The organism is Sorangium sp. So ce1014, from assembly GCF_051521505.1.
Lineage (GTDB): Bacteria > Myxococcota_A > Polyangia > Polyangiales > Polyangiaceae > Sorangium.
This window is the reverse complement of sequence record NZ_CP150356.1, coordinates 8,826,842-8,853,444: the sequence shown is the minus strand read 5'-3', so window position 1 is coordinate 8,853,444 and position 26,603 is coordinate 8,826,842. Positions and strand designations below refer to the sequence as shown.

Here is a 26,603-nt window from a genome sequence, read left to right as displayed (position 1 = left end):
CGATAGCGGCCTCGGCGACTTGGCTGTCAACAAAAAGCGACCGCCGCGGCGGACAGGGAACCGTGGAGTTTCCGTCCGTATCAAGCCCCGCGGGGACGCCGCCTGGCGCGTGATCGTGGGCCCATCCGGTCCCCGCGCCCTCTCCAGTGCTGTGGCCGTGGGAGCTAGAGGCGCGCGGGGGAGGCGGTTCGCGCGCGGGAGTGGGACGCGGGGGGTCGATGAGCGGTCAGCTCACGCGATGCCGGCGGAGCGGGTCAGTGCGCAGGGCTTGGGTGCGAGAGGATGACGTGGCGCGCGTCCACCGCAGATCTCGCGGTCCTACTCCGGCTCATTCCGCGTCAGGACACGAATAGCCGATCTCCCAATCCTGCACCTGAACTCCGCCCGTGCCGTCGCTCGTCGGATTGAGCCTCACCTGGAGCTCCAGGTAATTCGCTTGCGCCTCCGGCAGCTCTCCGAGCAGGTCGGCGAGATCGACCGCGCACGGCGGCGTTGACGTCTCATCGCACAGCTGGGTGTCGCCGGGCGTAGCGTGGGCGGTGGCGGCGAGCGTCACGGTCGCGGCGTCGAGCGAGGCGAGGTCGTCTGCCGATCGCACGAAGAGCTCGACGCTCGAGTCATCCGGGGTGACCGTCCTGTAGGTGAGGTATTCCCACCGGGCCTTGGTCCCCGGCGGGCAGACGCCGTGGTAGCGCTCCCAGCTCGTGGTGATGGGCGTGACGCTCGCGGCCGCGCACGGGACGGCCGCGCGGACCTTCCCCGGGCTGTCGCGGAGATCGGCGCACGTCTGCGGGCAGAGCTTGACGCTCGTGTTCGTCGCGTCGGCGAAGTACCAGCCGCTGCCGCAACTGCCCAGCCCGGCGGGCCGGGGAGTGAGGGGGGTCTCGGTGCCGGCGCCGTCCACATGCACGACGGACACCGAGGTGGGATCCGCGACGCCGGCGAGGGGGACCGTCACGTCGCAGGGGAGCGCCTCTCCGCGGATCGAGACGAGCGCGTCGAGGAGGCTGCCTTGCAGCGTCGTGCCTGCGGTGAGGTTGTACGCCTGTCCGCCGCCGCGAGCGGCGATGTTGTTGATGATCTCCGCGTTCGAATTGCCGAAGCCCACCGCGTGCACGCGGACGCCGTGGTTCTCGAAGGCGTTTCCCGCCAGGTCCCCGATGTGGTTCGGGACGGTGTCGCAGTGCGACGGGACGCCGTCGGTCACGAACACGACCGCGACCTCCTCCTCGGGGTGGGCGGTCTTGTAGTTGATCGCCCAGGTCGTGGCGCCGTCGAGCGCCGGGTACATCGGCGTATCGCCGTAGGCCGTCGGGAAATTGATGAACGCCTGCAGGAGCTTGAGCTCTTGCTGATCTCCCATCATCGCGGATTGCTCGGTCAACCTGTCGGCTGCGGCGCCGTTGAACGGGACGAGCGGCAGCGCACAGCCCTCGCCGCCGGGGTCCGGGCATTCGGGGTTGTTGTCGCAAGGGCCGGGGTTGGCGTGCGGCCAGAACCGGAACGCGACGCCGAGCCCCGCCGACGCCGGATCGCGGAAGAACTCCCTGAGGGCCTCGCGCGCCGGGTTCCATCGGGAGCCGCTCACGTCGTCTCCCGACGAGTTCTGCACCATCGAGGTGGATCGATCGAGCGCCACGAACAGGGTGGCCGGCCTGATCAGCGAGACGCTGGCCGTGGCGATGCAGCCCGGCGACTCGCACATGGCCGATTGATAGATGCTCCCGTTGTTGGCGCACTGGCACTCGGCGATGTGCCCCGGGCCCGGCGGGTTGACGATGAGCTCCATGTCGTCGACGACGCCCGTGCAGCCGGCCACGCTGATGCACTCGCCCGGGGCGATCGGCTGCGCGGTCGTGCAGGCGAGGGTGCCGCCGCTCGGGCTGCAGGAGTCGAGGACCTGGCTCGGGGCCGAGGAGGGGAGCTGGCCCGCGCCCGCGGCGTAGCGGTGAATCGCGATGCCCGCGGGCGCCGGCGTGTTGCCGCGGTTGCAGACCGGGATCGTCCCGCCGCAGGGCACGCCGACCGTGAGATCCACGCCGGTGCATGCGGGGTTCGTCTGGTTCGGCAGGTAGCCCTTGCAGAGGCCTCGTTGCTGGTCCGGATCGGCGCTGCAGGTGGTGCCGCACAGCTGGTCTACGAGGCCGACGCACGTGGCGTCCCAGACCTGGGTCGGTGGGGCGCACGTCTTCCCAGGGCACTCGGTAGCCACGAGATCGACGCACTCTGAGCTCCAGGTCCCCGCGCACTTGCCGTCGGAAGTGACGCTTCCCGGCGGGCACACGCCGCTGGGCGGCCTGCAACGTCGCGGGGTGCCGGGCAGCACGATAGGGCAGGTGAAGCCCGTTCCGAAGACGGTCGCGCACTGCGCGGTCGACGTGCACCTGAAGTCGCAGCAGAGCGGGTTGGCCGCGCAGATATTGGCGATGCACGGGTCACCGCACGTCGCGGTCATGTGGGTCGCGACGCCGGGGGCATCCTCGCAGGCGTCATGCCCGCAGTCGGCCGGGATGGTCGTCTGGGTGCAGCAGTTCGGGTTCGCCTCGCAGACCTTCGCGACGCAGCCGCTGCAGGTCGACAGGAGCGAGAGGCCCGTCTCGCACGGATCGTGGGCGCACGCGCCCTGCGCGGGGTGCTCGCAGTACTGGTCGAACTGGCAATCCTCGCTGGTCGTGCAGGGCTGGTGCGTGCCCTGCCGCGCGACGCCCTCGGGTAGCTCGTTGACGTCCCCGACCGACCACGGGTACGTCGCCCCGGTCCCCGAGAGATCGATCGGGCTCCCGCCCGGCGGTCCGTCGTACGACTGGCCGTCGCAGGAGGGACACGAGCCGCCGCAGTCGACGCCCTTCTCGCCGCCGTTCTGGATCCCGTCGTCGCAAGTGACATAGCAGAGGTCGAGCTTCGGCCGGTCCTCGACGACCGACTTCTCGCTGCTCCGGAAGTCGGTCCTCTGGACCGGATCTTCCTCGATGAGGACGCCGTGATTCTCGGCCTCGCCGCTCACCCAGGCGCGCGCGAGCTCGGTGATATCGGACGAGCGGAAGCCGGAGCCCCCGCCGGAGGTGAACGACGCGGCGACCGCCGGGTCGATGGCCTCGCCGAAGCTCGCCCAGGTCACGGCCGACTCTTCCCAGGCGTCGGTGACGCGGTGGACGCGGACCGTGCTGTCGACCCCCTTGAAGGTCTGCGAGAGCGACAGGCTCGCCGACACGACCTCGGCTCCCGCGGGCAGGCCGGAGAGGTCGAACCGGAGCAGGCTGCGCCGGAGCCCACCGCCCGCGCTCGTCCCCGTGCTGAGCGTCACGCTCGCGCCGTCGTTCCAGCTGGGCGAGCTCTGCCAGAGCACGGCGTCGGCCACGCCTGCCGGCCCAGCGCCGCGCTGGACCGTCGTGCACACCTGTCCATCGGTCGAGAGCGCCCACGCCGCTCGAGCGACGCCCTCGGCGCCACCGCCGCCGGGATCGACCGCACACCCGGCCGCGAGGGCGCCCGTCACTCCGGCGCATAATAGTTGGAATCTCTTCGTCTTGTTTCTCATGTGGAGATTTCCCCTGACGTTCGTTGTGGTGAGCCGCGCCAAGCCTCGCCGGGCGCAAGGCCGGCGTCGTGGTGCCCCACGGTCACGAGCGGTCGTTCGAGGCGAGCGCGCGGCGTGAATTGCTGAAAAGGATCAGGACAGAGATCCGCTCATCGTCGCGCGGCCAGTGCAGACATGTCAACTCTCACGCACGTACGCGACCTGATCCTCGACACGCGCCTTGTCCCTCGGTGACCTGACACGCGCGGCATCCACGAACAGTCCGCGGGCCTACGCGTGGTCGAGGAAGGCCGGACCCTTTCTGACAAGCGCCGGTGGGCCATCTCTGGCGAGCGCCGAAGGATGCCGGAGCGGTAATGTTTTCCACGGGGCGTATGCGCAGGAAGCGCGGGGGGGGGCGCTCGGGTATCCGTGATAGCTTCGGCCTCATGGGGGTATCGATCATCGGGCGGCCCAGGTGCGACGGGCGCGGGCTTCGGCAGCGGCGCGGGCCGTCAGCGAGCTGGTTCCTCGCGGCGGCGCTCGTGACGGTCGCCGTCTACCTCGCCGGCCAGCTCGACGGCCCCGGCGACTTTGGCTTCGGACCCGTCGGCGGGCAGCGCGAGCTCGTCGTGGTGCGGCTGGTCAGGTAGCCGCGCAGGTCCCGCAGGCACCCAGGGTTCGCCGCGCGCACGCCGCGTCCCCAGGCCGCCAGCTCACCGGCACGGCGCGCAGGCGCCGCCGCAATCCACGCCGGCCTCGCCGCCGTTCATCACGCCGTCGATGCACGAAGCCTCCCGGCACATGCCCGCCCAGCAGGCGCCGCTCTCGCACTGCGTGCCCGTCCTGCATCCTTGAGCCGCCGGGCACAGCGGGCAGGGCAGCGCCCCACAGTCGACCCCCGTCTCATCCCCGTTCTGCGCGCCGTCCTCGCACGTCGGCGCCGCGCAGCGACCCGCGCGGCAGACCTTGCTCTCGCAATCGGTGCCCGCTCCGCAGGCCTCGCCGGCGATGCAGGGACGACACGGACCGCCGCAGTCCCTCGCGGTCTCCCCGAGCGCGAGATCGACACCATTGTTCGTGCAATGCGAGGGCACGCACATCACGCCGAAGCACGCCAGGCCGTTGGGACAGTCGTTCATGGTCACGTCGCCGTCAAAGCAAGCGACGCACGTGCCCGCATGGCACATCCTCTGTTGCTCGCCAGGACACACCGCACCTTCGGTCATCGGCACATTGACGGGCCCGCTGGCACCGCAGCTATCATACGTACACTGCTCGCCGTCGTCGTAGACGTCGGACGGGTCCCCGAGCACGATGAGCTCGCCCGTGACCGTGCACTCCATCCGCTGGCAGTCGCCCCTCCGCTGAGAGGCGATCGGCCCCGGGTTGATCTCGACGGTGCACGCGCCCTCGACGCACCGCCCGGCGCCGCACTCGCGGCTCGGCGGCCCCGGGCACTCGGCGTCGCTCTTGCAGCCGGCGTCGACACCCCCGTCGGGCCCCACGTCAGGAGCGCACCCCGCCGTGCCCGGAGCGCACTCGGCGCACGGCCTGCACGAGAGAGCGCAGTCCGGATCCTTCGCGGCGTCAGGAGAGCAACAGATCCCTTGGCCCGGATCGACACACTGGCAACGATCGCCGACACAGGTGGCTCCGGGGATGTCCTGGTACTTCGTGTGGCAATCGGCCTTGTTCTCGCAGTAGCCTCCCAGAGAGGGAGAATCTCCGGCACAAGAGCCCACGAGCCACGCGGCGCCGGCGAGCACCACGCGGCGAAATAGAGTGTGCATGCGAACAGAGCCTCCGGGCGCCCACCTTCGCTCGCCGGCAAAAGGGCCAGCGAGGGCCGCGGACTGCCCTCTACACGACTCCTCCTATACAGCACCGCAGTCGCAGAGGCGCGTAAGAAATCGACAGAAACCGCTGCTAAAATGTGGAAACTTTGCGGGCGTCAACGGAAAGTGTTGGAACGCGCATCGGGCCAGGTGGCCCCGCACGTGTACCAGTCCGCGTCGCACGGCGGCAGCGGCTCTCCCGGTCGCGGCGGCTCCGGCACCGGAGGAGGGGAGGGGGCCATGTCCTCGCCGCGCGCGCGGGGAGGCGCCGGCTTCGAGCGGAGGGGGCGCTCCCGCGTGACGGCGGCCACCGCCCGGGGATCGGGGGGCGCCGGCGCAGCCTGCGGGCTCACCACGATGACGCGCGGGAGCCGCGCGACGGCCGGGGGGCGGGCTGCCGACAGCGCGCCGGCATGGAGGCCGCCGAGGAGCGCCGCCGCGAGGACCAGCCCGCCTGCTCCCAGGGCGAGCGCGACGCGAATCCGCCCCTCGCGCGGTGAGCGGGCCGGCGGGGCTTGCTCCGGGGGCGCCGACGCAGGCTCCGGCGAGGCCGGGGAGGGGGCGTCGCGCGGCAGCTCGGTCGCGAGCCCGGGTGTCGGATCGGTCGGCGGCACGCGCGGCGTCTCGTCCGCGGCCGGCGGGCTCGCCGCGCCCGAGGACCGCGCCGGCCGCTCGGCCGGCCGCTCTGGCCGCTCCGACCCCACGCCGCGCGACGCCGGGCTCGCGCCGCGCACCCCGGAGCCGACGTCCTGCTTCACCTCGCCTCGCCAGCGACACCAGCCCTCGAGCGCGCCGTGCAGCGCCGCGATGAGCTCCGCCATGTCGCGGTACCGGGCGTCCGGGTGCCTCTCGGTCGCGCGCCTCACGACACCCGCGACCACCGGCGGCAAGGGGACGAAGGTATCGAGCGGCAGCGGCGTGGTGTGGAGCACGCAGCGGACGAGCTCCTCGGGCACGCGCTCCGCGAACGGCCGGCGCAGCCCGATGAGCTCGTAGAGCACGAGGCCCAGCGCGTGGACGTCGGTCCGCTCGTCCAGGACCGCGGGCTCCGCGAGCTGCTCGGGGGCGCGGTACATCGCGGCGCTCGCCGCGTCCGCCGCGCTCAGACCGAAGAGCTGCGCGAGACCCAGGCCGGCGAGCTTGAACGAGCCGTCGTCGAGCAGGATCAAGGTCTCCGGGCAGAGATCCCCGTGGAAGATCCCCGCGGCGTGCGCGGCCTTCAAGACCTCGGCGAACTCGGCGACCTGCGAGAGCGCCCACGGCGGCGTGATGTCCCTGGGGCGCTCCTCGAGGACGGCGCGCAACGACGGGCCGTCGCACCGCTCGACCGCCACCCAGCAGAACGAGCCCCGGAGGCCGCCGCCGAGGACCCGCGGGACCTCCTCGATGCGCTGGCTGACGGCGCGCAGCCGAGCGAGGTCGTCGCGGAACCCGCCGGGCACCGCCTCGCTCACGTGGAGCAGCGCGTCCCGGCCCTCGCGATCGACGGCGGCATAGACGTCCACAGGGCCGCGACCCTGCAGCCGCTCGACGATCCGGTACCCCAGGCCAGACCCGTCTACCACGTCGCCTCCAGGTGGAGCCGCGTCCCCATCGCGGTCAGCCTGGGGCCGCGGCTCCTCGGGTAAAGGGCGTAGATCAGCGTCCCAGCGGCCAGGAGCGCGCCGGCCGTCAGCGCGACCGCGGCGCGCTCCTCGGCGAGCTCCATCGCGCTGTAGGCGCGCTGCGCGCGCTGGAGCTCCAGGCCGGCGATCCGGTAGCCTCCGTGGTTGCGCTCGAGCAGGTCGTTGAACCTGCGCTCGTGCTCGCCCGACCTCGCGAGCTGCACCGCGCCGAGCGTGACGCACCCGGCGGACGCGACGGCGCCCAGGACGACGAGCCCCGGCGAAGGCCCAGCACCCGGCTCGACCGGCGCCGGTGGGCGCGGCGCCGGTGCGCGCGGCGCGCGCGGCGCCACCGGCGCGCGCGGCTCGGCCCGCGCCGGCGCGCCCGGCTCGGCCTGCGCCGGCGGGCGCGCCTCCGCCTGTCCGGTGTCCGTCGCCACAGTGAGATCGAGGACGACCTCGCGCGCTTCCCCCGCGCGCACCTCCACGGCGGCCTCCTTCGCCGCCTCGCCGAGCGCCGCTCGAACGCGGTGCGAGCCCGGCGCGACGAACACCGCGCGCCCGAGCGGCGCCCGCCCCACAGGCCGGTCGTCGACCGACAGCTCCGCGCCCCGGGGCACGGCGAAGGTCAGCGCGCCGACCGCCTGCGTCGCCCGCGCGAGGTCCAGCGCCCGGCTCTGGTGCCGCTCACGCGCGCCGGCGTCCGCCGGCGCCGGCGCCCTCTCCAGACACGCCGTGAGGAACTCGGCCGCTCTCGGCATGTCCCCGATCCGGAACGAGAGCTGCCCGACGTTGCACGCGGCCATCTCCGAGGGATCGAGCTGCCAGATCTGCAACCACATGTCCCGCGCCTCCGCCAGGCGGCCCTCCGCGACGGCCCGGTCCGCCGAGCGCTGGAGTCGACCCTGGGGCCCGCTCGAGGGGCCGTCCGCGCGACCGACGGAAGGCACGAGGACCAGCGCCAGCAGGAGCAACGACCGGACAAGCGCTCGCAGGACCGTGATGTTCACCAGGAGCTACATACCAAAAACAGATCCCACGGAGGGGAGCTCGCTGGGAATCACGGAAAACATCAGGCGAGTGGAAAACCGAGCCGCCTCAACGTAATGCTTCTTGATTCTCTCTGGCTCCGCCCCCGCTACCCCAGCAGTCGCTTCCATTGCTCCGAGAGCCGCTGCGTCGAGACCGGGACTGCCGCCTTCAGCTCGGGCGCGAAGAGCGACACCCGGAGCTCCTCTATCAGCCAGCGGAACGACTCCAGCTCTTCCGCGGGCACCCCCTTCTCGCGGAGCGCCTGCTGGTGCTTGAGGTAATCCTGCCAGAACGGCAGCACCTGCGCGGCCTTGGCCTGGTCCTTCTGCGGCCCGTTGGGCAGCCGCTCCAGCCGGATCTGGATGGCGCGCAGGTAGCGCGGCAGGTGCGCGAGCCGGTCGAGCGGGGCGCGCGAGAAGAGCCCGACCGGCAGCAGGAAGTCGACCTGCGTGCGCGCGTCGTCGAGCGACGGCCTCGGCGAGCCCGGCTTCCCCGTCATCGACCGGAGCATCGACTGCACGCGATCGAGCTCGACGCCGATGTCGCGCGCCAGCCCCGAGAGCCTCCCCAGCACGCCCTGCAGCGACCGCCGGCCCTCGTCGAGGCGCGCCTGGAACGCGGCCCGGGTCCTCGGGAACGACGCGGGATCGCCGAGCTGGAACGCCTCGTCGAGCGCGCGCAGCGCGATCTGCCGGGCGAGGCCCGGCTCGCCCGGAGCCACCCTGGCGCCGAGCCCGCTCACGGCCACGGCGCTGCGCAGCGGCTGCTCGATCTGGCTCATCTTGCTCCCGAGCTGCAGCAAGATGAGCCGCCGCAGCCCGGCGCGCGTGGCCTCGGCGGCCGCCGCCCTCGAGGCGAGCACGCGCACCGAGACGGAGGTCTCGTTGTCGACGAGCGCCGGATAGCCGAGCACCCTCTGTCCCCCGGCGTCCACCTGCACGCCCTCGGGCAGCGCGTCGATCGCGAACGACGTCAGCCCGTCCCGCTCCAGACCCGCCTTGCCGACCTTCGCCCAGGCCTCGCGCGCCCGGCCGGACAGGCGCTCTTTCAGCTCCCGCAGGCCGCGCCCCTCCCCGATCACCCGGCCGTCCTCGCCGAGCACGCGGAAGTAGAAGCGCAGGTAGGGCGGGAGATCCTCGGGCCGGAACGCGTCCGCCGGCACGCGCTCGCCGGTGCGGTCCTCGACGGCGCGCGCGAGCGCGGGCCGCATCGGGCCCTGGAACGGCCGCAGATCCGCCGCGATCTCCCGGGCGGTCTCCCGGAGAGGGGCCAGCGCCTTGCGGAGCGACTTCGGCAGCGACTCGAGCAGCAGGGTGATCTTCTCGGCGTGCCACCCGGGGATCGTCCACTCGAGCTCGTCCGGATCCGCCTGCGGCAGGAGCACGAGCGGCAGAGACAGCGAGACGCCGTCGTCGTCCTCGCCGGGATCGAAGCGGTAGGAGAGCGGCACGGCCGCGCCATGGAGGTCGAGCGCGTCAGGGAAGCGCTCGGGCGAGAGCTCGGCGGCCTCGTCGAGCAGGACGTCGGCGAGCGACAGGTGCAGCACCCGCGGGTCCTTCTCCTCGGCCTCCTTCCGCCACGCCTCGAACGTCTTGCCGCTGTAGACCCCCTCGGGCACGCGCCGGTCGAAGAAGAGCTCGAGCGCGTGCTCGTCGGCCAGCATCTCGCTCCGCCTCGCCTTGTCGCGCAGCCGACTGACCTCCTCGAAGAGCTGGCGGTTCGCCTCCATGAACGCCCCGCGCGTCGTGTATTCCTGCCGGACCAGCGCGTGGAGCAGGAAGATCCGGCGCGCCGACCTCGGATCGATCGGCCCGTAATCGACCCTGCGGTCCTTCGCGATCGGCAGGCCGTACAGCGTCACCTGCTCCCTGGCCATCACGGCCGCCGGCTTCGCGGCCCAGTGAGGATCGCCGTAGCTGCGCTTGCAGAGCGCCCCGGCCGCGGCCTCGATCCACGCGGGATCGAGGCCCGCCGCCGTCCGGGCGAAGAGCTGCGATGTCTCGACAAGCTCGGCGGCCATGATCCACGCGGGCGGCTTCCTGGCGAGTCCCGACGAGGGGTGGAGCTGGAAGCGGGTCTGTCGGGCGCCGAGATACACCCTGTTCTCCTGGTTCCACATGCCGATCCGGCTGAGCAGGCCGGGCAAAAGCGCGCGGTGGATGGCGTCGCCCTTCGCGGGCGTGCCGTTCGGCGAGAAGCCCATCTCCCGCGTGATGCGGCTGAGCTGCCGGTGCACGTCGACCCACTCGCGCATGCGGAGGTACGACACGAATTGATCGCGGCACGCCTTCCTCAGCTGGTTCTGGGTCAGCCGGCCCTGCGCGTCCTGATAGAAGCTCCACAGCTTCAGGAGCCCCACGAAGTCCGAGGTCTCGTCCTTGAACTTCCGGTGCGCGTCGTCGGCCTGCCTCTGCGCGGAGAGCGGCCGCTCCCGCGGGTCCTGCACCCCGAGCGCGGCGGCGATGATCAGCACCTCGGCGAGCGCCCCCTCGCCCTCGCCGCCGAGGACCATCCGGCCGAGCCGCGGGTCGAGCGGCAGCCGCGCGAGCTTCCGGCCGATGTCGGTGAGCGCGCCCGCGTCGTCGAGCGCGCCGAGCTCCTCGAGGACCCGGTAGCCCTCGTCCACGGCCCGCTTCGACGGGGCGTCGAGGAACGGGAAATCCTCGATGGCGCCGAGCCCGAGCGACTTCATCGTGAGGATGACGCCCGAGAGGCCGACGCGCAGGACCTCCGGATCGGTATAAGAAGGCCTCGCCTGGTAGTCCTGCTCGGCGTAGAGGCGGAAGCAGACGCCGCTCTGCACGCGGCCCGCGCGCCCCTTGCGCTGATCGGCGCTCGCGCGCGAGATGGGCTCGATCTGGAGCTGGGTGACGCCCGTGCGGGCGCTGTACCGGTTCACGCGGGCGAGCCCCGAGTCGACGACATACACGATGCCAGGAATGGTCAGCGAGGTCTCCGCCACGTTTGTCGCGAGCACGATCCGCCGCCCCGGCAGCGACTGGAACACGCGCTGCTGGTCGCCCTGAGGGAGCCGCCCGTAGAGCGGCAAGAGGGTCGTGTGCGGCAGGCCGTGGCGCTCCAGCTCGGCCATCGTGTCGTTGATCTCCCGCTCGCCGGGGAGGAAGACGAGGATATCCCCGCGCGGATCGATCGCGGTGATCTCCTCGACCGTGTTGGCGACCGCGTCGGCGATCTCCGCCTCGCCGCTCTCGGGGGGACGGTGGATGACCTCCACGGGGTACGTGCGGCCGGAGACCTCGATGACGGGCGCGCCGTCGAAGAAGGCCGCGAACCGGTCGGTCTCGAGCGTCGCGGAGCTGATGATGACGCGGAGATCCGGCCGCCTCGGCAAGAGGCGCTTGAGGTACCCGAGCAGGAAGTCGATGTTGAGGCTGCGCTCGTGGGCCTCGTCGATGATGAGCGTGTCGTAGTCCGAGAGCCGCGCGTCGCCCTGCATCTCGGCGAGGACGATGCCGTCGGTCATGTACTTGACGTAGGTGGTCGGGCTCGTCCTGTCCGAGAAGCGGATCTTGTAGCCGACCTCCTTGCCCAGCTCGACGCCGAGCTCCTTGGCGACCCGGGCGGCGACGCTCGTGGCGGCGATGCGGCGCGGCTGCGTGACGCCGATCCGGGCGGTGAGCCCGCGGCCCATGGCCAGGCAGATCTTCGGCAGCTGCGTGGTCTTGCCCGAGCCTGTCTCGCCCGCGACGATCACCACCTGGTGCGCCTCGATGGCCCGGGCGATGTCGTGCACCCGCGCCGAGATGGGCAGCTCCTCGGGAAACCGCACCGGGCTCGCGCTCGGGGGCGGGGGAGAGGTCCGGCCGCCGGGGGCGGCCGGCGCGGGGAATGGCTCTTGCGGAACGCGGGTGCTCACGGTGCGCGAGGGGGTAGCACCTCCCGCCGCGGCGCGCCGTTCGAAGCCGTGCGCTCGCCGCACCGCACGCCCTATCGAGGGACCCCTGCGGACGACGAGGGGGCGCATCGGCGTGCCGCGGGCACACGTCGCCCTCCGGGCGTTGGTCTGGCCCGGGATGCTCTTGCGGCTACGCGGCGTCCCCGAGCGCCTTGCGGCGCAGGACGGTGCTCTTCAACGCTCGGGGCTCCGGGTCGCCTACGGCGCCCTGCGCCCCGAACCCCCAGCAGGTCGGCCCCCGGTTGGGAAAGCGGCCTGGAACGTCGGTCGGCTCGCCGAGCGCGGTGAGGAAGCGGGCGATGCTGCTCGGCTCGGTGAGCAGGGCGACGAGCTTCAATCCCCGCAGGCTGCGATCCACCACCTTCGGGGAAAGCGACGCTAGCTCAACCAATTGTTCCAGGCATCCAAGGCGCCGCCTTCACGCGCTGTGCCCTCCACGGGCCCTCCATGGCGCATCCGCCGTCTTCCACGCTGTGCGAGCTCGAGCGACGCTCGGCCGCTCAGCCTCGATTCCGTCTTGCTCGCGCTCCGAAGAGGACGGCTCCGATTGCGGCAAGAAGGATCCCGAAGCGCGAAGGCGGCGCTCCGGGTTCGGACCCGGGGACCGAGCAGCCGCAGCCAGAGTCTTCCGTCGGAAGCGTATCTTCGTCGGTGCCGCCGCTCGCGCTGCTCGAAGCCTGCCCGCCAGTCGCTGCAGAACCGCCTGTCGTGACGGCACCACCTCCGGTCACGCCCCCGCCGTCTCCGCCTCCGTCCCCTGCACTACCGCCGTTGCCCACGGCGCCACCGGCCTCACCGGCGCCACCGCCGCCACCGGCCCCACCGGCCCCACCGCCGCCACCGCTGCCACCGCCGCCCGTCGCGTCCCTGTCGAGGAAAATGCGTTGGGCGAAGTTGTACAAGCTGCGGTTCCAGACGGTCTTGGTATGGCCTTCGTTCGGCTCGATCTGGTAAATATGGTCGACGTTGTTCTGATCCAGGAAGTCGTGATAATTTTTGCTATTGCCGATCAGGCCGTCTGTACTGCCGCAAGAGATGAAGATGAGCTTCACGTTGTCCTTGACCGCAGCTACATCCTTGATGGTCTGACTTGGCTGCTGGGTATTGGGCGCAGCCGAGTACGGTCCGATGTAATGGAATACATCGGTATTGGGGAACCCGAAGTTGAAGGTCTGCCCCCCGCCCATTGACAGGCCGGAGATGGCCCGCGAATCGGCGTCGGTGGCGGTGGAATAAGTCTCCTCGACCCAGGGGATCAGGTCGTTGAGCAGGACGTCCCCGAAGTTTGCGAAGCGCGCGAAATCGTCCCCTCCGTCCATCTTGCCGCTGGGCATCACGACGATCATGGGTTTGGCCATCTGCTTCGAGTACAGATGATCCATGATGTTGTCGGCATTGCCTTCGTCGCTCCCCTGGCCGAGCCAGGAGACCTCATTGCCGCCGATTCCATGATGCAGGTAAACGACAGGATATTTCTGGCTCGTCGAATACCCCGGCGGCGTATAGACCGACACCTTCCGCATTCCGTAGTTTCGGGTCGGATAGCTGACGGAGACGTCCACCTTCCCATGGGGAATGCTGGCGTCCCTGGCATCGAAACCCCTGGGCGGGACGGGAAGACCAGCGGGGTCGCTGGCATACACCGCGGCGGGGAGGACAGAGATGACCGAGAACGAAAGGACAGCAGGCCAGTTCTTCAAGGGCATGAGGACCTCCAACGTGCGTAAAAGTCAACCTCGAGTTCCGTGGCCCGCGCTAGTTCCATGGACCGCGCTACAAGTGTTTTGGCGCATTTTGCATTGTCACCGTGGTGTCCCAAGCAAGCGACACGTGCCGACGCACGGGTCGCGCGCCGCGCTGCAGCTGGCATGCAAAACTACGCCTCAGGCGTTCCGAGGAGCAACAGGGCGAGGAAATCCAAACGCGATCGAGGGGCTAGAGAATCCAAACGCGATTCGAATGTCAAGCGCCGCGTTGTGAACGTTCCCATCGTACAGCCACGCCGTACGTGCCGGTTGATACAGGAAACCTTACTCGATTCGCCTCTGCGCAGAGATCAGGTGCACCCGGTGTTTCTGCTCGACGAGGCCCATCTGCTGCACCCGGACATGATGGCGCACTTGCATGTCCTCTTGAATCATGAGTGGGACAGCGACGCCCGCGATGGTCACCGGCGGCTGGAACCCTACCGAGCGGCCGCAAGATGGCCATCATCCAGGCGGGGCGCAATCCCATCAGCCAATCGGCTCGGTGACAGGACGTTGGTCTGGCCCGGGATGTTCTTGCGGCTACGCGGCGTCCCCGAGCGCCTTGCGGCGCAGGAGTTGGCTCGGCCGGCTCGGGGCACGACCCTGCACGTGCCGGAGTGCTCGCAGCTCGCCCGCTGGCTCAATTGAGCATGGAACCAGCCGAAATGATCGTGGCGGGTAAGGGGGGCGTGTGCCTTCGTGGCGCTCTGGGCGTCAGCTAATCACCCACGAAGCGTTCAGGAGTGCCACATTCTCTTTCGATCAGGGCGTCTCGTCCCAGACGCGACCCGATGCAGTTCCATTGCTACCGGGGTTGAACACCTCGACGGCCATGACCTGATAGGTGGGATCGTCGCTCGCGTCCAGGTTGTTCATGTTCGGAACAATCCAGCCGGTGTCGGCCCATGCCTTCACGTGATCGGCGAATATGATTTTGTGGTCCTGTCCGAGGGCCTGCTGCTGAGCAGGCTTGCTCCAGTATTGGTAAAACGTGGTGCGACCATTGATAGAGGGCTGCTGCTGCCGCGTTGAGCGGTAAGTGGAATAATCAACCCCATTGCTCGTGAAGGTCTTGCCAGCGGTAGCGCCCTGGCTGGGATCATAAGTCCACCGTTGCAGAATGTAATACTCCACCAGGTGCGCCGCGTTTGAAGTGGGCATGCTCTTGTCGTACCCCCAGCCGTACAAGGTGATATAGCTCGCGCCGCTGTCGCTATTGAAGCGGTAGCCGATCACCCTTTTCTCATCTCCGTAATGCCATCCTGGACCACCGACATAGTTGTAGCCACCGCCCTGCCAGGTCACGCTGAATTCGCCATTCGGGTCCACAGTCAAAGATGTCGAGCCGCCATCTTTCCAGTGAGTGAAGAAAAAATCACCGACATGGCCCGTCGCGTGATTTGAAGTGATCACCGTTTTCTCAGTGTACCTCTGAGTGTAGGCTGAGAACTTGGACAGATCGGGGACGGGTGTAACCGGTGTATCGCCACCAGAAGAACTGGAGCTGCTCGAAGACGAACCGGAGCTGCTCGAAGACGAACTAGAGCTGCTCGAAGACGAACCGGAGCTGCTCGAAGATGAGCTGGAGCTGCTCGAAGATGAGCTGGAGCCGGAGCCGGAGCTGGAGGATGAAGAGCTGCCAGAAGACGATGAGCTGCTCGAGGACCCTGTGGTATCGGCATCATCGCCACAGCCTGCCAGCGCGACTGACGCGAACGCCAGTATGAACCAACGAGAGAATTGATTCTGCTTTGAATTTATCATAGATGTTTTCCAATGTTGCTTACTGGCGATTGTGATCATATGCACGAAGAGCACCGGCGCTGAGCGTTTCCCGAAGATGCGCACGAAGCGACTCGCCTGTCATGGACTCTCTGTCGCGCATTGAGACCAGGGAAGACAACGACGTTCGCATAGGGTCACATGGGATCACGTGATGTCATTCGCAGCGTCCGAAATCTTATTCGGATACCCATGCTATCTCTGGAAAATTATGTGGTCATTTGACTAAATTTATACACCATGGAGCGGCCGCGACACAACCCCATTTGCACGGTCTATTGTTTTATGGATCGCATTTCTCACCCGACGTTGGCACAGAGGGGGCGGAAAATGCCAGCAGGCTTGAGACAGGCTTCCTCATCCTGGACGAGATCTCCGAGAGGCTCGCGCCGCTCGTGGTGGACCAGCTCGTCGAGGCGCTGAGGTCGCTGTCGCAGGGCGGCATCAGGATGCTGATCGTGGAGCAGCGGCTCGCCGTGGCGGCGGCGCTCGCGCGGCGCCTCGCGGTCATGGTCAACGGGCGGATCGCGCTCGAGGCGACCTCGGCAGAGATGATGGCCGACGCCGAGGCGCAGCAGCGGTATCTGGGCGTGAGGGGGGATCGAGGGAAGAGCGCGCGCTGACGGGGCGCGCGCTCACCGCTGAAGCCGCGGACCGAGGTGCGCGTCGCCCTCGCGCGAGACGTCGTCGCGTCGAGGTTCAGCAGGACATCGAGCGGTCGAGCAATGCATGGCTCCGATGGTGATCTGCTGAGCGCTTCAGACGCTCCCTGCTGCGACAGGTCTATCGTCTATCCCACTTGCACTTCTCGAACCAGCTTGGAGTCCCATGGACACCAGTGGCAGCCAGGAAGGAACGCGCCGCATGCTTCGTCGAGGTGGTCCTCGACATATTGCATGTTGGCATCGCACACCTCGATCGCCATCGCGAAGAACCTGATCGTCGCAGGATCGAGATGAAACGACCACTTCGGGTTGTATTGCGCCGTTCTCTTGGTGATCCTCCCGTGGACATGCACCTCCATTTTCTCTTCGCCAGAGAGGATCCGGCGCGCATGAGCGATCTGTGCGGGGTCGGTGAGCTCGAAGATGAACTCCTGGTCCTGCCGCTGCATGAAGGCGAAGTAGGGCATGGCGTATCCTTTCGTGGATGGGCTGCTGTGCTGGGAATGTTCGCCAGGGACAGAACCTCGACGAACGATGTCGAACGGTACAACCGCCGGCCCGGTGCCCGCAATGGGACCTTGGTCCTACAGACGACGGCATGCGGAAGGCGGCTCTCGGGCTCCAGCAGCGGTCATGAGGACGCAGTCCGGGTTGCGGCGCTACATCGACAACAGCACCGCGAGGTGAGCAGGCCCGTGCGTATCGTCGAGCCCGCGGCTCGCCCGACCACGAACCCATCACCTCCCCGCGCACGCGCGGCAAGAAACGCGGCAAGAAGAACGCCGCGGCCGTGCCTTCGCGTGAAGGACGCCCGGGGCTCGTGGCATCCATCAGGTGACAATCGAGCGGCGACGCAGGATCCCGCCGACCCTCGAGGAGCGAGGCCGCCCGAGCTGAGGGCAGGTGCCCATCGCTGGCCCGCGGCGGCCGGCGGCGCTGGCTCGCACCCTCCTGGACTGTTCATGATGTTTGACAATTTAACGGAGATTACCATGAAAAAATACATCCTTGTTGTGGCGGCAGCGTGCCTTTCCGCGTGCACGGCAGAGGTGGATGACCTGCCCCCGAGCGAGACGGACGCCGCTTCCGCAGCCATCATCGGATGGCGAGATCGACGAGGGCGATCCGGCCGTGGTGAAGCTGCGAATTTACCTGGATCCATCGGGCCAATCCACGTCGGCCCGCGGCTGCACCGCTGCGCTCATCGCTCCGAAGGTGCTCCTGACCACGGCCCACTGCATGGACTTTCCGCACAGGACCAGCGGGCCGGTCGGCGAGGCCTTCCTCGGCACCACGGTCTCAGCAGCAGGGTACTGGGTGAACGTCAAAGAGGCCCATTACGACCACGAGTGGGACAAATCAAACAAGGGCGCCGGGCACGACATCGCGGTGGCCATCCTCGAGGAGCCGGTCTACATCGAGCCGCTGCCCTACAATCGCACGCCGATGACAGAGGCCATGGTCGGCGCGCCGGTCCGGCTGATCGGCTTCGGCCTGGACGACGAGGGATTTGACGACGTCAGCGAGCGATGGGGCTCCCCGGCGCGCGCCGGCCGCTCGGCTCAGAAGCCCATGCAGCTCGCGTAGTACGCCACGGTGGCCGGCCAATCGGAGAAGACGCCGCGGACGCCCACGTCGCGCGCGAGCACGTCGAGCATCACACATCGTGTCGCCGTCGTTGTCGCGTGGTGCATACCGAGCGCTTCCGCTTCTTCGCGCCGTGGCGCTGGGTGATGGATCCGTTCCTGCGTGAGTTCCACCCGAACGAGGGCGGCGCCGGAGCGACGGCAGAGGCCGTCGTCGGCTCCTACGGGTGGCCGCCGCCCCGGTCCTCGTGACGGCGCCGGCCGCCGGAGCGGCGCGCGGGGCCGCGGCGCGAGGCACACCTCGAGACGCACGCCGACAGAAAGTCGCGTCGCCTCGGAATGCCCGTCGTTCACCGCGATCTCCTGCGCGCGGCGCGCCCGCCTTGCCAGGGGATCGCGTGAAGGAGCATCCTGTGCGCGCATGCTGGCTGGCAGGTTGCTCGACGGCCGCTTCGAGCTCGCGGAAGTCGCCGGGGCCGGAGGGATGGGTACCGTCTACCGCGCCATCGATCGGGCGAGCGGCGCGGTCGTGGCGGTCAAGCTGCTGCGCAACGTGGACCCGCGCGCGCAGGCGCGCTTCGCCCGAGAGGCGCTGGCGCTCTCGCGGGCGCAGCACCCGCACATCGTGCGGTACGCGATGCACGGGGTGGCGCCGACGGGGGAGCCGTACCTCGCGATGGAGTGGCTGTCCGGCGAGAGCCTCGCGGACCGGCTGTCGCGGCAGCGGCTGAGCGTGGGGGAGTGCGTCGCCCTGGCGCGCGCGGTGGCCGACGCGCTCGGCGCGGCGCACGCGCGCGGGATCGTGCACCGCGATATCAAGCCCAGCAACCTCTTGCTGGTCGACGGCGCGCCCGAGAAGGTCAAGCTGCTCGACTTCGGCATCGCGCGCCTGTCGGACGCCACGGCGCCGTTGACCCAGACGGCCGTGGTGATAGGCACGCCCGGGTACATGGCGCCGGAGCAGGCGAGGGCGGAGCGCGAGGTGCTCGACGCGCGCGCCGACGTCTTCTCGCTCGGCTGCGTGCTCTTCGAGTGCTTGACCGGACAGAGGGCCTTCCGCGCGCAGCACGTGATGGCGCTCCTGTGGAAGCTGCTGCTGGAGGACCCGCCGCCGGCGAGGGAGCTGCGGCCCGATGTGCCGCCGGCGCTCGACGAGCTGCTCGCGTGCATGCTGGCCAAGGATCCCTCGGCGCGCCCGGCGGACGGCGCGGCCGTGGCGCGCCGCCTGGACGCGCTCGGTCCCCTGGAGGGGAGCGGCACCGCCCTGGGGAGTCCTCAGGTCGCGCCTCTGGGCGAGGTCATCACCCAGGGGGAGAGGCGGCTGACGTCGATCGTCGCGGTGCGGTCACCGCGTCCTTCTCTCTCCGGAACGACAGAGTCCCTGGAGCTGCACATGTCATCGCCGAGCACGCCCGCCGCGGTGCGCCGCGAGGTCCTGCCCCTCGGCGCGCAGGTGGAGGAGCTGGCCAACGGGGCGCTGGTGGCGATGGTGACGGGCGCGGGCAGCAGCGCGACGGACCAGGCGGCGCTCGTGGCGCGCTGCGCGCTGCGCATCCGCGAGCTGCTCCCCGGCGCGGCGGTCGTACTGGTGACGGGGCGGGGCGAGCCCACGGGGCGGCTGCCGCTCGGCGCGGTGCTGGAGCGAGCGGCCGCGCTGCTGGAGGAGGCCGACGCGCCTGACGGCGTGGACGGCCGGCACGAGGGCGTCCACATCGACGCGCTGACGCGGGCCCTGCTCGACGTGCGCTTCCATGTCGTGGAGCAGGACGGGCGCTGCTGGATCCAGCAGGAGCGAGAGATCGGCGAGGGGGCGCGCATGCTCCTCGGCAAGCCGAGCCCCTATGTCGGGCGCGAGCGGGAGCTGCGCAGCCTGCTCGAGCTCGTCGAGGAGAGCTTTACCGAGCGGCGCGCCGCGGCGGCGCTGGTGACCGCGGCGGCGGGGATGGGCAAATCGCGCCTGCGCCACGAGGTCGTCGAGGCGCTGCGGCAACGCCATCCCGACCTGGATCTCGGCATCGTCCGCGGGGACGCCATCGGCGCGGGCTCGGCCTTCGCGATGCTCGACGGGTCGCTGCGGGGCGCGCTCGGGATCGCGGCAGGCGAGCCCCTGGATGTGCGGCGGGAGAAGCTCGCGCGGGCCATCGAGCCGCTCTTCGCGGGCAAGGACCGGCTGCGGGTGGCCGGGTTCCTGGGCGAGCTGCTCGGCATCGCCCTGCTGGACGAGGAGCATCCGGCGCTGCGGGCCGCGCGACAGAGCCCGGCGCTGATGGCCGGGGCAATCGAGAGAGCGTACCTCGACTACGCGCGCGCCGTGGCAAGCGTGCGCCCCGTGCTCGTGGTGCTCGAGGACCTGCACTGGGGAGACGCGCCCTCGGTGAGGATCTTCGACCGGGCGCTGCGCGAGCTCGGCGACCGGCCCTACGCGGTGCTCGCCTTCGGCCGGCCCGAGGTCCACGAGCTGTTCCCCCGGCTCTGGGCCGAGCGCGGGCTCTCGGAGCTCCGGCTGCGCGAGCTGCCGGCCCGGGCGGCCGAGCAGCTGGTGCGGAGCGCGCTGGGCGCGTCGATCGAGCCCGGGCAGGTCTCCGCGCTCGTGCGGCAGGCCGGGGGGAATGCGTTCTATCTCGAGGAGCTCATCCGGGCGGTGGCCGAGGGGCGCGGCGGCGCATTGCCGGAGACGGTGCTGGGCATGGTGGAGGCGCGCCTCGCGGCGCTCGGCCCCGAGGCGAGGCGCGTGCTCCGCGCGGCGAGCGTCTTCGGGGAGGTCTCCTGGGCGCGGGGCGTGCGCGCGCTGCTCGGCGCCCTGGCGCCGGGGACGAGCGAACACGACGCGTTGGCCGAGCTGTTCGAGCGGGAGATCCTGGAGCGCCGGCCGACCTCCCGCTTCGCGGGCGAGGAGGAGGTCGGCTTCCGCCACGCGCTCTTGCGGGAGGGCGCCTACGCGATGCTCACGGAGGGCGACCGGGCGCTCGGCCACCGGCTCGCCGGCGCGTGGCTGCTTCAGGCCGGCGAGCAGGACCCGATGGTGCTGGCCGAGCACTTCGCGCAGGGAGGAGACGGCGCGCGGGCGGCCGAGCTGTACCTGCGCGCGGCCGAGCTGGCGCTGCGCGGCGCCGATCTACCGGCGGTGCTCGCGCGGGCGCAGAAGGGGATCGCTTGCGGGCCCGCGGGCGAGACGCTGGCCGCGCTCCATGTCCAGCGGATGCACGCCCTCGTCCTGAGCGACGACCACAAGGCGACTCACGCGTCGGCGCTCCTGGCGCTCGATGCCTCCACGCCGGGCAGCTACAACTCCTGGCGCGCCCTGACCGGCGCGCTGACCTGCGTCGCGAACTTAGATGATCGACGGGATGTCGAGGCGCTGCTCCCGCGGCTGAACCCAGAGGATCTCCCCGTCGACGTCCAGAACGCGGAGTTCGCTTGCCAGATCCTGCTCGTCCTGCTGTGGGAAGGGGCGCCAGCGCTGGCAGCGCGCTATATGCACTGGCTCGAGCGCGATCTCGCGCCAGCTCTCCAGGGCGATCCCTACGCCGAGGCGTGCGTCCAGATCGCCCGGGGCGCCTGGCTCTGCCAGGCAGCGCGAGACCCGTGGGGAGCGCTCAAAGCCCACCTCGCCGCCGTGCGGCTCCTCGACGCCCTCGGCCATCACCTGCACTCCCTCTTGACGTCGGCGTTCGTGATCCAGGACTACCTGTCGCTCGGCGCCCTCGACTTCGCCGAGCAGCACATCGAGCGCGTGCTCGCCTCCGAGGGCGCGCCCGCCTTCGTCGTGAGCGGCGCGATGACGTTCCGGATCGCCTCGCTCCTCGAGCGGCGAAGGCTCACCGAGGTGCTCGAGCTGACCGACGCGGCGCTCCGGCGGATAGCGGAGATGCACATAGCGCCCAGCCGGAGCTGGCTGATACGCCTGCTCCGCGCCGAGGCCCACCTCCTCCGGGACGAGCTCGCCGAGGCGGAGGAGGAGCTCCGTGCAGTGGGGGACCCGGACGCGCTGGTGCCGCTGGTCCGGGCTACGCATCTGTCGGTGAAGGCCAAGATTCGGATCCGGCAGCGGCGGGCAGGGGAGGCCGTCGCGTTCGCCCGCGAGGCGCTCGACTGGCACCGTCGCGCCGGCGCGGACTTCGCACCTATCCAGGAGCCGATCTCCGCGATCTACGCCGAGGCGCTCCACGCGAGCGGCGACGCCGAGGCGGCCCGCGAGGTCATCCGCGCGGCGCGAGACGAGCTGCTCGCCCGCGCCGACAGGATCGGCGATCCCGCGTTCAGGAGGGGCTTTCTGGAGAACGTCTCCGCCAACGCCCGCACGCTCGCGCTCGCCCGCGCATGGCTGGGGGAAGGCCCTTCGCCGGCGCCGCCCCAGGCCGAGTAGGCGGAGCGCTTCTCGTGCGCGATCCTTGCGTGGACCGCCTCCGGTGGGATTTCCGCTCCCCGCTTCCATGACGAGCGTCGATGATCAAAGCTCCCCGGCGCGAAATGCCCACGGTCAACCCGTGCGGCGACAAGGAGCCATCATGCGAAATCCGTTGTTCTTGGGCCTCAGCTGGAACGTCGGTCGGCTCACCGAGCGCGGTGAGGAAGCGGGCGATGTTGCTCGGCTCGGTGATCATGGCGACGAGCTTCACCGAGGAGCGCGACCGGCTGCGGGCGGTGGTCGCTGCCTCGCACACGGCCCGCCCGGGGAACGTGGCCGCGTAGTACTTCTCGGTGATCCTCGGCGAGACGTGGCAGGGCCGCTTCGATCAGGAGGACCTGAGGCCCGGAAAGCGCGTGCTCACCGCCGAGACGACGTTCGACGAGGCGGAGGCGTTCGCGCTGCTCGCGACGCACGCGCTCGACGCTGGGGTGGCCACGCGGTTCTTCGACGAGGAGACCCGGCTCTCGCGCGACATCCTGGCCGACGCGGCGGAGCGGATCCTCGCCGGGATGTTCCCCAAGGAGCCGCAGCCGGTGGAGACGTAGGCCCGCGCAGGGCGCCGACGGCGCGCCGACGGCTCACGCCGACGCGATCCCCCCCGTCGGGCCCGAGGCGCCCCGCGGCTCGCCCTCTCCCTCGAGCGCCACGCGCGCCCGCGGCAGGTACCGCCCGCCCTCCAGCGACGTCAGCCGCTTGATGAGCCCCTCGCGCACCGCGCAGCGCAGGTCCCAGAGCTTGCCCGACTCGGCGGCCGAGACCAGCGCCCGGAGCGCCAGGGTCTGCGCCGTCGCGTCGACCACGACGAGGCCCGCGACCTTCCCGTCCCAGTTCGCGTCGGCCGCGCACAGCCGCGCGACCTCCGCGCGCATCTCGTCGATCGGGACCGTGTAGTCGGCGTGGACAAAGACCGTGCCGAGCAGATCCGGCGATTCCTTCGTCCAGTTCTGGAACGGCTTCTCGAGGAAGTAGGTGATCGGCACGACGAGCCGGCGCAGATCCCAGACCTTCACGACCACGAACGTCAGCGTGATCTCCTCGATCCAGCCCCACTCCCCCTCGACGATCACGGTGTCGCCGATGCGGATCGGCTGCGAGAAGGAGAGCTGCAGGCCGGCGAGCAGCGTGGCGATCGACTTCTGCGCCGCGAAGCCGACGACCACGCCGGCGATGCCGGCGGAGGCGAGCAGCGAGACCCCGACCTTCCGGACCACGTCGAACTGGAGGAGCACGAGCGCGACGGCCACCACGCCCACGAGGGCGTTGGCGATGCGCCGCAGCATGGCGACGCGCGTCTTGCTGCCCCGCGCGAGCGCCATGTCCGTGACGCTCGCGGTCACGCGCTCGGTCACCGTGTCGCCGGCGAAGCGCACGAGGCGCGTCGTGAGCCACGCCGCGGCGGCGAGGAGGAGGGTCTGGAGGAGCGTGTCGACGACCTCCTGCGCGGGGGCGGCCAGGCGCAGCGGCCTGACGAGGCCGCTCGCGAGCGCCAGCGTCAAGAGCGCGCGCAGCGGCGTCCGGATCCCGTCGAGGAGCCGGTCGTCCCATTGCACCTCCGTCCGCCGCACGAGCCTGCCGACGGCGACGGAGACGAGGCGGCCAAGCAGCAGGCCGCCGAGCGACGACGCGGCGATCGCCGCCACGAGGCCGAGCCACTGCCAGGCGGCGAGCCCCAGGAAGCGCACCCGGGAGAGCACCGCCGGCAGCCGCTCGGCGATCGGCCCCGGACCGAACGCCTCGTGCAGCTCGGGCACGGCCGCGATCGTCGACCGCGAGACGAGCCAGAGCGGCGCGCCGCCCGGGCCGGCCGCGCGGCTCAGGACGATCGGGATCGCGGTGTCCCCGAGCGGGATGCGCCCGACCTCGTCGCGGCCGGGCCCGTCGGCCGGGTCGCCCTCGGGCTCGTCCGAGAGCTCCTCCCACGCGTTCCAGAGCCGCTGTTCGAGCACGAACGTGAGCTGCGCGGCGAGCTCGGGCCCGCGCTCCGCCTGCGCGGCGCGCGGGATGGCGGACAGGTCGAGCGCGTACGCCGCGACGTCGCGGCGCCCCTCGCGCGAGGCGTCGATAAGCAGCCGCAGCGCGCGCCGGGGCGTCGAGCGGTCCGCGTCCGCGGGCGCCGGCGGCAGGCCGTCCTGCGGCCCCGCGACCGCGCGCGTCGAGAACATGAGCATCGCGGTCAGCAGCGCGAGCAGCGCCGCCGCCGCGAGCCCCGATCGGGTTCGCTTCACTTCGTCGATCTCCGGGATCTGGTGCCGAGCACACGGCGGCGGGACACGTGCTCGTCCCGGGCCGAACCGGCCGGGATGCTTCGCGCAGATTGCTTTGAAGTCAAACAAACTCGAGCGCGGCGCGCGCCGGCGCCGGTCCGGCGGGACGGCGGCTCACGCCGTCTGCGGAGGTGCCTGAAGCGGCTGTACGCCCGGCGACGGCGCGGCCGGCGATCGCGCGGCCGGCGGCTGCGTGCCCTGGGGCTGCGCGCCCGAGCACGAGAGCGCCGTGATGATGGCCCACGACGGAGGACGTCGACCGCGACGAGAAGATGCCGATCTACGCGCGCGAGGGCGTGCGGCACGCGTGGCTCGTCGACCCCATCCAGCGGACGTTGGAGGTCTTCTCCCTCGTCCCGGGCCGGGGCTGGGGGCCCGCGGTGGTCCACCGCGATGCCGCGAGCGTGCGCGTCGAGCCGTTCGACGCCATCGAGCTCGATCGCTCGGCGCTGTGGGCCAAGTAGCGGCGGCGCTTCCGAGCACGATCGTGGAGTTCGGCCGCGCGGTCCCGGTCGCTGGCCTGCATCTTCGCCTCGAGGGGGGTCAGTTCGGCCGCGATGGCGTCGAGGGCGGCGCCGGCCTCCTCGTGCTCGGCGGTCGCCTGGCGCTGGCGCTCCTCCGCAGAGCGGATCGCCTGGAGGATGGCCAGGGCAGGGGGCGCGGCGGTGCGGGCGGCGAGGGCGCGCCGCTCGGCCTCGAGGGCGGCATGGTGGCGCCGCTCGGCTGCTTCGAGCTCTGCCTCGAGCCGCGCGCTCCGCCTCGTGCTCGGCCTGGGCGAGGGCGCGCCGGGCGTCCTCCTGGCGCCGATACGCGCGGTCGCACTGGAGCTGGCTGCGCGACACATCGCGCGTGATGCGCTGTCTTTCGACGTGTCGAGCCGAGGCGTGGGCTTGCTTGGCCCTTTTGAGCGACACGGGCTCTCTCACGCGCACTTCGGCGCGCCGGATGCCGCGTTGAAAGCCGGATGCGTCGAGATGGCCGCGACGCGCGGCCCCTCGCGCTCCAGCGCGTGAGTCGCGGCATCTTCTTCGCGCCGATCGCGACAGGCGCGAACCGCGCCATGGGTGAGCTCCGGGTCACGGGGAACGTGAACGGGCCCAAGGAGATTCCGGGTGATCAACGGAAATCCATGGAGCTCCAGAATCAGCAGATAGAAGAGGCAGTGACGGCGGCGGGCGCCGAGGGCATGGTCATCACGCCCTTCGGCGGAGGCAACGTGGCCTCTCTCGACAAGGGCGCAGGAAGACGCCGCGGCGGCGCAGGAAGACGCCGCGGCGGCACAGGAATCAAATTATTGTTGCGCAGGACACGCGCGAGGGTGCGCAGGAGGACGCCGCCAGCGGCGCAGGACCTGTGCGACTGTCACAAAGGACACCGAAGTAGCTGCGCAGGAGGGACGTCGGGGCTGCCCAGGAGGGCGCCACGGCCGTTGACGGGGCGTTTGCGTATCGACGGTACTCCGATCGCTGGTTGATCACGCGAAGCGCGCCCCCTTGACCTGGCGTGCGCCGCCGCGTAACCATCGCCTTCGGTGGCTCCCGAGTGGAGCGTGGGTTCTCTAGGAGGAGATGGTCATGCAGCTGTATTACTTGATCCCGCTCGTGTTCATGGCGGCCGCTTTCGCGTACTCGATGCACGTCCGCAAGAAGGCCATGGCCGAGGCCGCCAACATGACCCCGGAGCAGCTCGAGCAAACATTCAGCGACCTCTACGCCCCGTATTACGAGCTCCAGCCCGGCGAGCGCATCATTGGCAACTGGAGCGGAGTCGAGTACCAGGTGCCCGCCGGCACGGCCCGCCGCATCGCCGGCGGAGTCCTCAACGCCGCATCTGCCGCCACGATCGGCGTCTCCAGCTACGTTCCCAACGTCCACGTCGGCCTCACCAGCAGCGGCCGCGTCCTCGTCTCTCGCGAGTACAGCGACTTCGGCAAACGCGGCAACTACAAGCACCACGCCGCCCTCGATCAGGGCACCCGCGCCTTCAGCCAAGACGCGACGTATCCCGGCCAAGACATCGGCTCCCGCCCCGGCAACCCCTTCAACCCTCTCGTGAGCCTCGAGTTCATCCAGCTCCGTTCGCCGAGCGGCGACACCTACGAAGCGTGGCTGTCCCCGCAGGGCACCCGCCCCGGCCAGCACGGATTCAGCTCGATTTTGCAGTCGCTCGGTTGAGCGCAGCGAGCGGGGCGACGCTGACCAAACCACTCATCCCTGCCAGTTTGCAGCCTCATGGGGCCA

General features: G+C 70.4%; 20 protein-coding genes and 1 pseudogene. 10 read left to right on the top strand and 11 right to left on the bottom strand.

Going from position 1 to position 26,603, the window contains the following annotated elements; translation table 11 throughout:
- Nucleotides 1-328 precede the first annotated feature (328 nt).
- Nucleotides 329-3,496, bottom strand: a complete 3,168-nt coding sequence (locus tag WME75_RS33555) for a DNRLRE domain-containing protein (protein ID WP_437479383.1) — start codon at nucleotides 3,494-3,496, stop codon at nucleotides 329-331.
- Nucleotides 3,497-3,966: 470 nt separating this feature from the next.
- Here WME75_RS33555 and WME75_RS33550 point away from each other — a divergent pair, with 470 nt between their 5' ends.
- Nucleotides 3,967-4,170: a hypothetical protein gene (locus WME75_RS33550; RefSeq protein WP_437479381.1), complete on the top strand. Its 204-nt coding sequence runs from the start codon at nucleotides 3,967-3,969 to the stop codon at nucleotides 4,168-4,170.
- 63 nt (nucleotides 4,171-4,233) lie between these two features.
- Here the strand turns inward: WME75_RS33550 and WME75_RS33545 are convergent, their stop codons facing one another.
- The 7 genes from WME75_RS33545 to WME75_RS33515 all read right to left on the bottom strand — a co-directional run bounded on the left by WME75_RS33545 (nucleotide 4,234) and on the right by WME75_RS33515 (nucleotide 15,068).
- Nucleotides 4,234-5,310 (bottom strand): hypothetical protein, encoded by a 1,077-nt coding sequence (locus WME75_RS33545; RefSeq protein ID WP_437479380.1) that lies wholly within the window; start codon nucleotides 5,308-5,310, stop codon nucleotides 4,234-4,236.
- A gap of 161 nt (nucleotides 5,311-5,471) precedes the next feature.
- Complete coding sequence (locus WME75_RS33540; RefSeq protein ID WP_437479378.1) at nucleotides 5,472-6,920, bottom strand: serine/threonine protein kinase; 1,449 nt, start codon at nucleotides 6,918-6,920, stop codon at nucleotides 5,472-5,474.
- Nucleotides 6,914-7,969 (bottom strand): hypothetical protein, encoded by a 1,056-nt coding sequence (locus WME75_RS33535; protein ID WP_437479376.1) that lies wholly within the window; start codon nucleotides 7,967-7,969, stop codon nucleotides 6,914-6,916. Before WME75_RS33535 ends, WME75_RS33540 begins: the two co-directional genes overlap by 7 nt.
- Before the next feature lie 128 nt (nucleotides 7,970-8,097).
- Nucleotides 8,098-11,868, bottom strand: coding sequence for an ATP-dependent RNA helicase HrpA (hrpA, locus tag WME75_RS33530; protein WP_437479374.1), 3,771 nt, complete (start codon nucleotides 11,866-11,868; stop codon nucleotides 8,098-8,100).
- A 169-nt stretch (nucleotides 11,869-12,037) separates the two neighbouring features.
- Nucleotides 12,038-12,265 carry a hypothetical protein gene (locus tag WME75_RS33525; RefSeq protein WP_437479373.1) on the bottom strand — a complete coding sequence of 76 codons (228 nt, stop codon included), beginning with the start codon at nucleotides 12,263-12,265 and terminating at the stop codon, nucleotides 12,038-12,040.
- 142 nt (nucleotides 12,266-12,407) lie between these two features.
- Complete coding sequence (locus WME75_RS33520; protein WP_437479371.1) at nucleotides 12,408-13,613, bottom strand: alpha/beta hydrolase-fold protein; 1,206 nt, start codon at nucleotides 13,611-13,613, stop codon at nucleotides 12,408-12,410.
- A gap of 804 nt (nucleotides 13,614-14,417) precedes the next feature.
- Nucleotides 14,418-15,068 (bottom strand): glycoside hydrolase family 11 protein, encoded by a 651-nt coding sequence (locus WME75_RS33515; protein ID WP_437479369.1) that lies wholly within the window; start codon nucleotides 15,066-15,068, stop codon nucleotides 14,418-14,420.
- A 37-nt stretch (nucleotides 15,069-15,105) separates the two neighbouring features.
- On the opposite strand from WME75_RS33515, the gene WME75_RS33510 reads away from it, so the two are divergent.
- Both WME75_RS33510 and WME75_RS33505 read left to right on the top strand, forming a co-directional pair.
- Complete coding sequence (locus tag WME75_RS33510; RefSeq protein ID WP_437479367.1) at nucleotides 15,106-15,399, top strand: hypothetical protein; 294 nt, start codon at nucleotides 15,106-15,108, stop codon at nucleotides 15,397-15,399.
- 433 nt (nucleotides 15,400-15,832) lie between these two features.
- The gene (locus WME75_RS33505) at nucleotides 15,833-16,060 is read left to right on the top strand and encodes a hypothetical protein (RefSeq protein ID WP_437479365.1); all 228 of its coding nucleotides are present in this window, start codon (nucleotides 15,833-15,835) and stop codon (nucleotides 16,058-16,060) included.
- Nucleotides 16,061-16,227: 167 nt separating this feature from the next.
- On the opposite strand, the gene WME75_RS33500 is transcribed toward WME75_RS33505, so the two are convergent.
- Entirely contained in the window at nucleotides 16,228-16,569 is a 342-nt protein-coding gene (locus WME75_RS33500) for a BP74-related protein (protein WP_437479363.1), read from the bottom strand.
- A 667-nt stretch (nucleotides 16,570-17,236) separates the two neighbouring features.
- Between WME75_RS33500 and WME75_RS33495 the strand changes: the two genes are divergently transcribed.
- Nucleotides 17,237-17,689, top strand: coding sequence for a trypsin-like serine protease (locus tag WME75_RS33495; protein ID WP_437479362.1), 453 nt, complete (start codon nucleotides 17,237-17,239; stop codon nucleotides 17,687-17,689).
- On the opposite strand, the gene WME75_RS33490 is transcribed toward WME75_RS33495, so the two are convergent.
- Nucleotides 17,665-17,796: a hypothetical protein gene (locus tag WME75_RS33490; protein WP_437495094.1), complete on the bottom strand. Its 132-nt coding sequence runs from the start codon at nucleotides 17,794-17,796 to the stop codon at nucleotides 17,665-17,667. The two genes, WME75_RS33495 and WME75_RS33490, sit on opposite strands and share 25 nt — an antisense overlap.
- On the opposite strand from WME75_RS33490, the gene WME75_RS33485 reads away from it, so the two are divergent.
- The 3 genes from WME75_RS33485 to WME75_RS33475 all read left to right on the top strand — a co-directional run bounded on the left by WME75_RS33485 (nucleotide 17,788) and on the right by WME75_RS33475 (nucleotide 22,644).
- A complete protein-coding gene (locus WME75_RS33485) occupies nucleotides 17,788-17,940 on the top strand; it encodes a hypothetical protein (protein ID WP_437479360.1) in 153 nt (50 codons plus the stop codon). The two genes, WME75_RS33490 and WME75_RS33485, sit on opposite strands and share 9 nt — an antisense overlap.
- A gap of 169 nt (nucleotides 17,941-18,109) precedes the next feature.
- Nucleotides 18,110-22,054, top strand: a complete 3,945-nt coding sequence (locus WME75_RS33480) for a protein kinase domain-containing protein (protein ID WP_437479358.1) — start codon at nucleotides 18,110-18,112, stop codon at nucleotides 22,052-22,054.
- Between the two features lie 335 nt (nucleotides 22,055-22,389).
- Nucleotides 22,390-22,644, top strand: a complete 255-nt coding sequence (locus tag WME75_RS33475; RefSeq protein ID WP_437479356.1) for a hypothetical protein — start codon at nucleotides 22,390-22,392, stop codon at nucleotides 22,642-22,644.
- A 33-nt stretch (nucleotides 22,645-22,677) separates the two neighbouring features.
- On the opposite strand, the gene WME75_RS33470 is transcribed toward WME75_RS33475, so the two are convergent.
- Nucleotides 22,678-24,324, bottom strand: a complete 1,647-nt coding sequence (locus WME75_RS33470) for a mechanosensitive ion channel family protein (RefSeq protein WP_437479354.1) — start codon at nucleotides 24,322-24,324, stop codon at nucleotides 22,678-22,680.
- A gap of 278 nt (nucleotides 24,325-24,602) precedes the next feature.
- On the opposite strand from WME75_RS33470, the pseudogene WME75_RS33465 reads away from it, so the two are divergent.
- From WME75_RS33465 to WME75_RS33455, 3 genes and pseudogenes are all read left to right on the top strand, one after another.
- Nucleotides 24,603-24,827, top strand: a pseudogene (locus WME75_RS33465) (Uma2 family endonuclease); the annotation flags it as partial.
- The gene (locus WME75_RS33460; protein WP_437479352.1) at nucleotides 24,815-25,216 is read left to right on the top strand and encodes a hypothetical protein; all 402 of its coding nucleotides are present in this window, start codon (nucleotides 24,815-24,817) and stop codon (nucleotides 25,214-25,216) included. The pseudogene WME75_RS33465 and the gene WME75_RS33460, both read left to right, overlap by 13 nt.
- Nucleotides 25,217-25,937: 721 nt before the next feature.
- Nucleotides 25,938-26,537: a hypothetical protein gene (locus WME75_RS33455; RefSeq protein WP_437479350.1), complete on the top strand. Its 600-nt coding sequence runs from the start codon at nucleotides 25,938-25,940 to the stop codon at nucleotides 26,535-26,537.
- The last annotated feature ends 66 nt before the right edge of the window (nucleotides 26,538-26,603 follow it).

Coding starts and splice junctions, on each gene's coding strand:
- WME75_RS33550 (WP_437479381.1), top strand. CDS start 3,967: ATGGGGGTATCGATCATCGGGCGGCCCAGGTGCGACGGGCGCGGGCTT.
- WME75_RS33545 (WP_437479380.1), bottom strand. CDS start 5,310: ATGCACACTCTATTTCGCCGCGTGGTGCTCGCCGGCGCCGCGTGGCTC.
- WME75_RS33520 (WP_437479371.1), bottom strand. CDS start 13,613: ATGCCCTTGAAGAACTGGCCTGCTGTCCTTTCGTTCTCGGTCATCTCT.
- WME75_RS33500 (WP_437479363.1), bottom strand. CDS start 16,569: ATGCCCTACTTCGCCTTCATGCAGCGGCAGGACCAGGAGTTCATCTTC.
- WME75_RS33490 (WP_437495094.1), bottom strand. CDS start 17,796: ATGCACCACGCGACAACGACGGCGACACGATGTGTGATGCTCGACGTG.
- WME75_RS33480 (WP_437479358.1), top strand. CDS start 18,110: ATGCTGGCTGGCAGGTTGCTCGACGGCCGCTTCGAGCTCGCGGAAGTC.
- WME75_RS33455 (WP_437479350.1), top strand. CDS start 25,938: ATGCAGCTGTATTACTTGATCCCGCTCGTGTTCATGGCGGCCGCTTTC.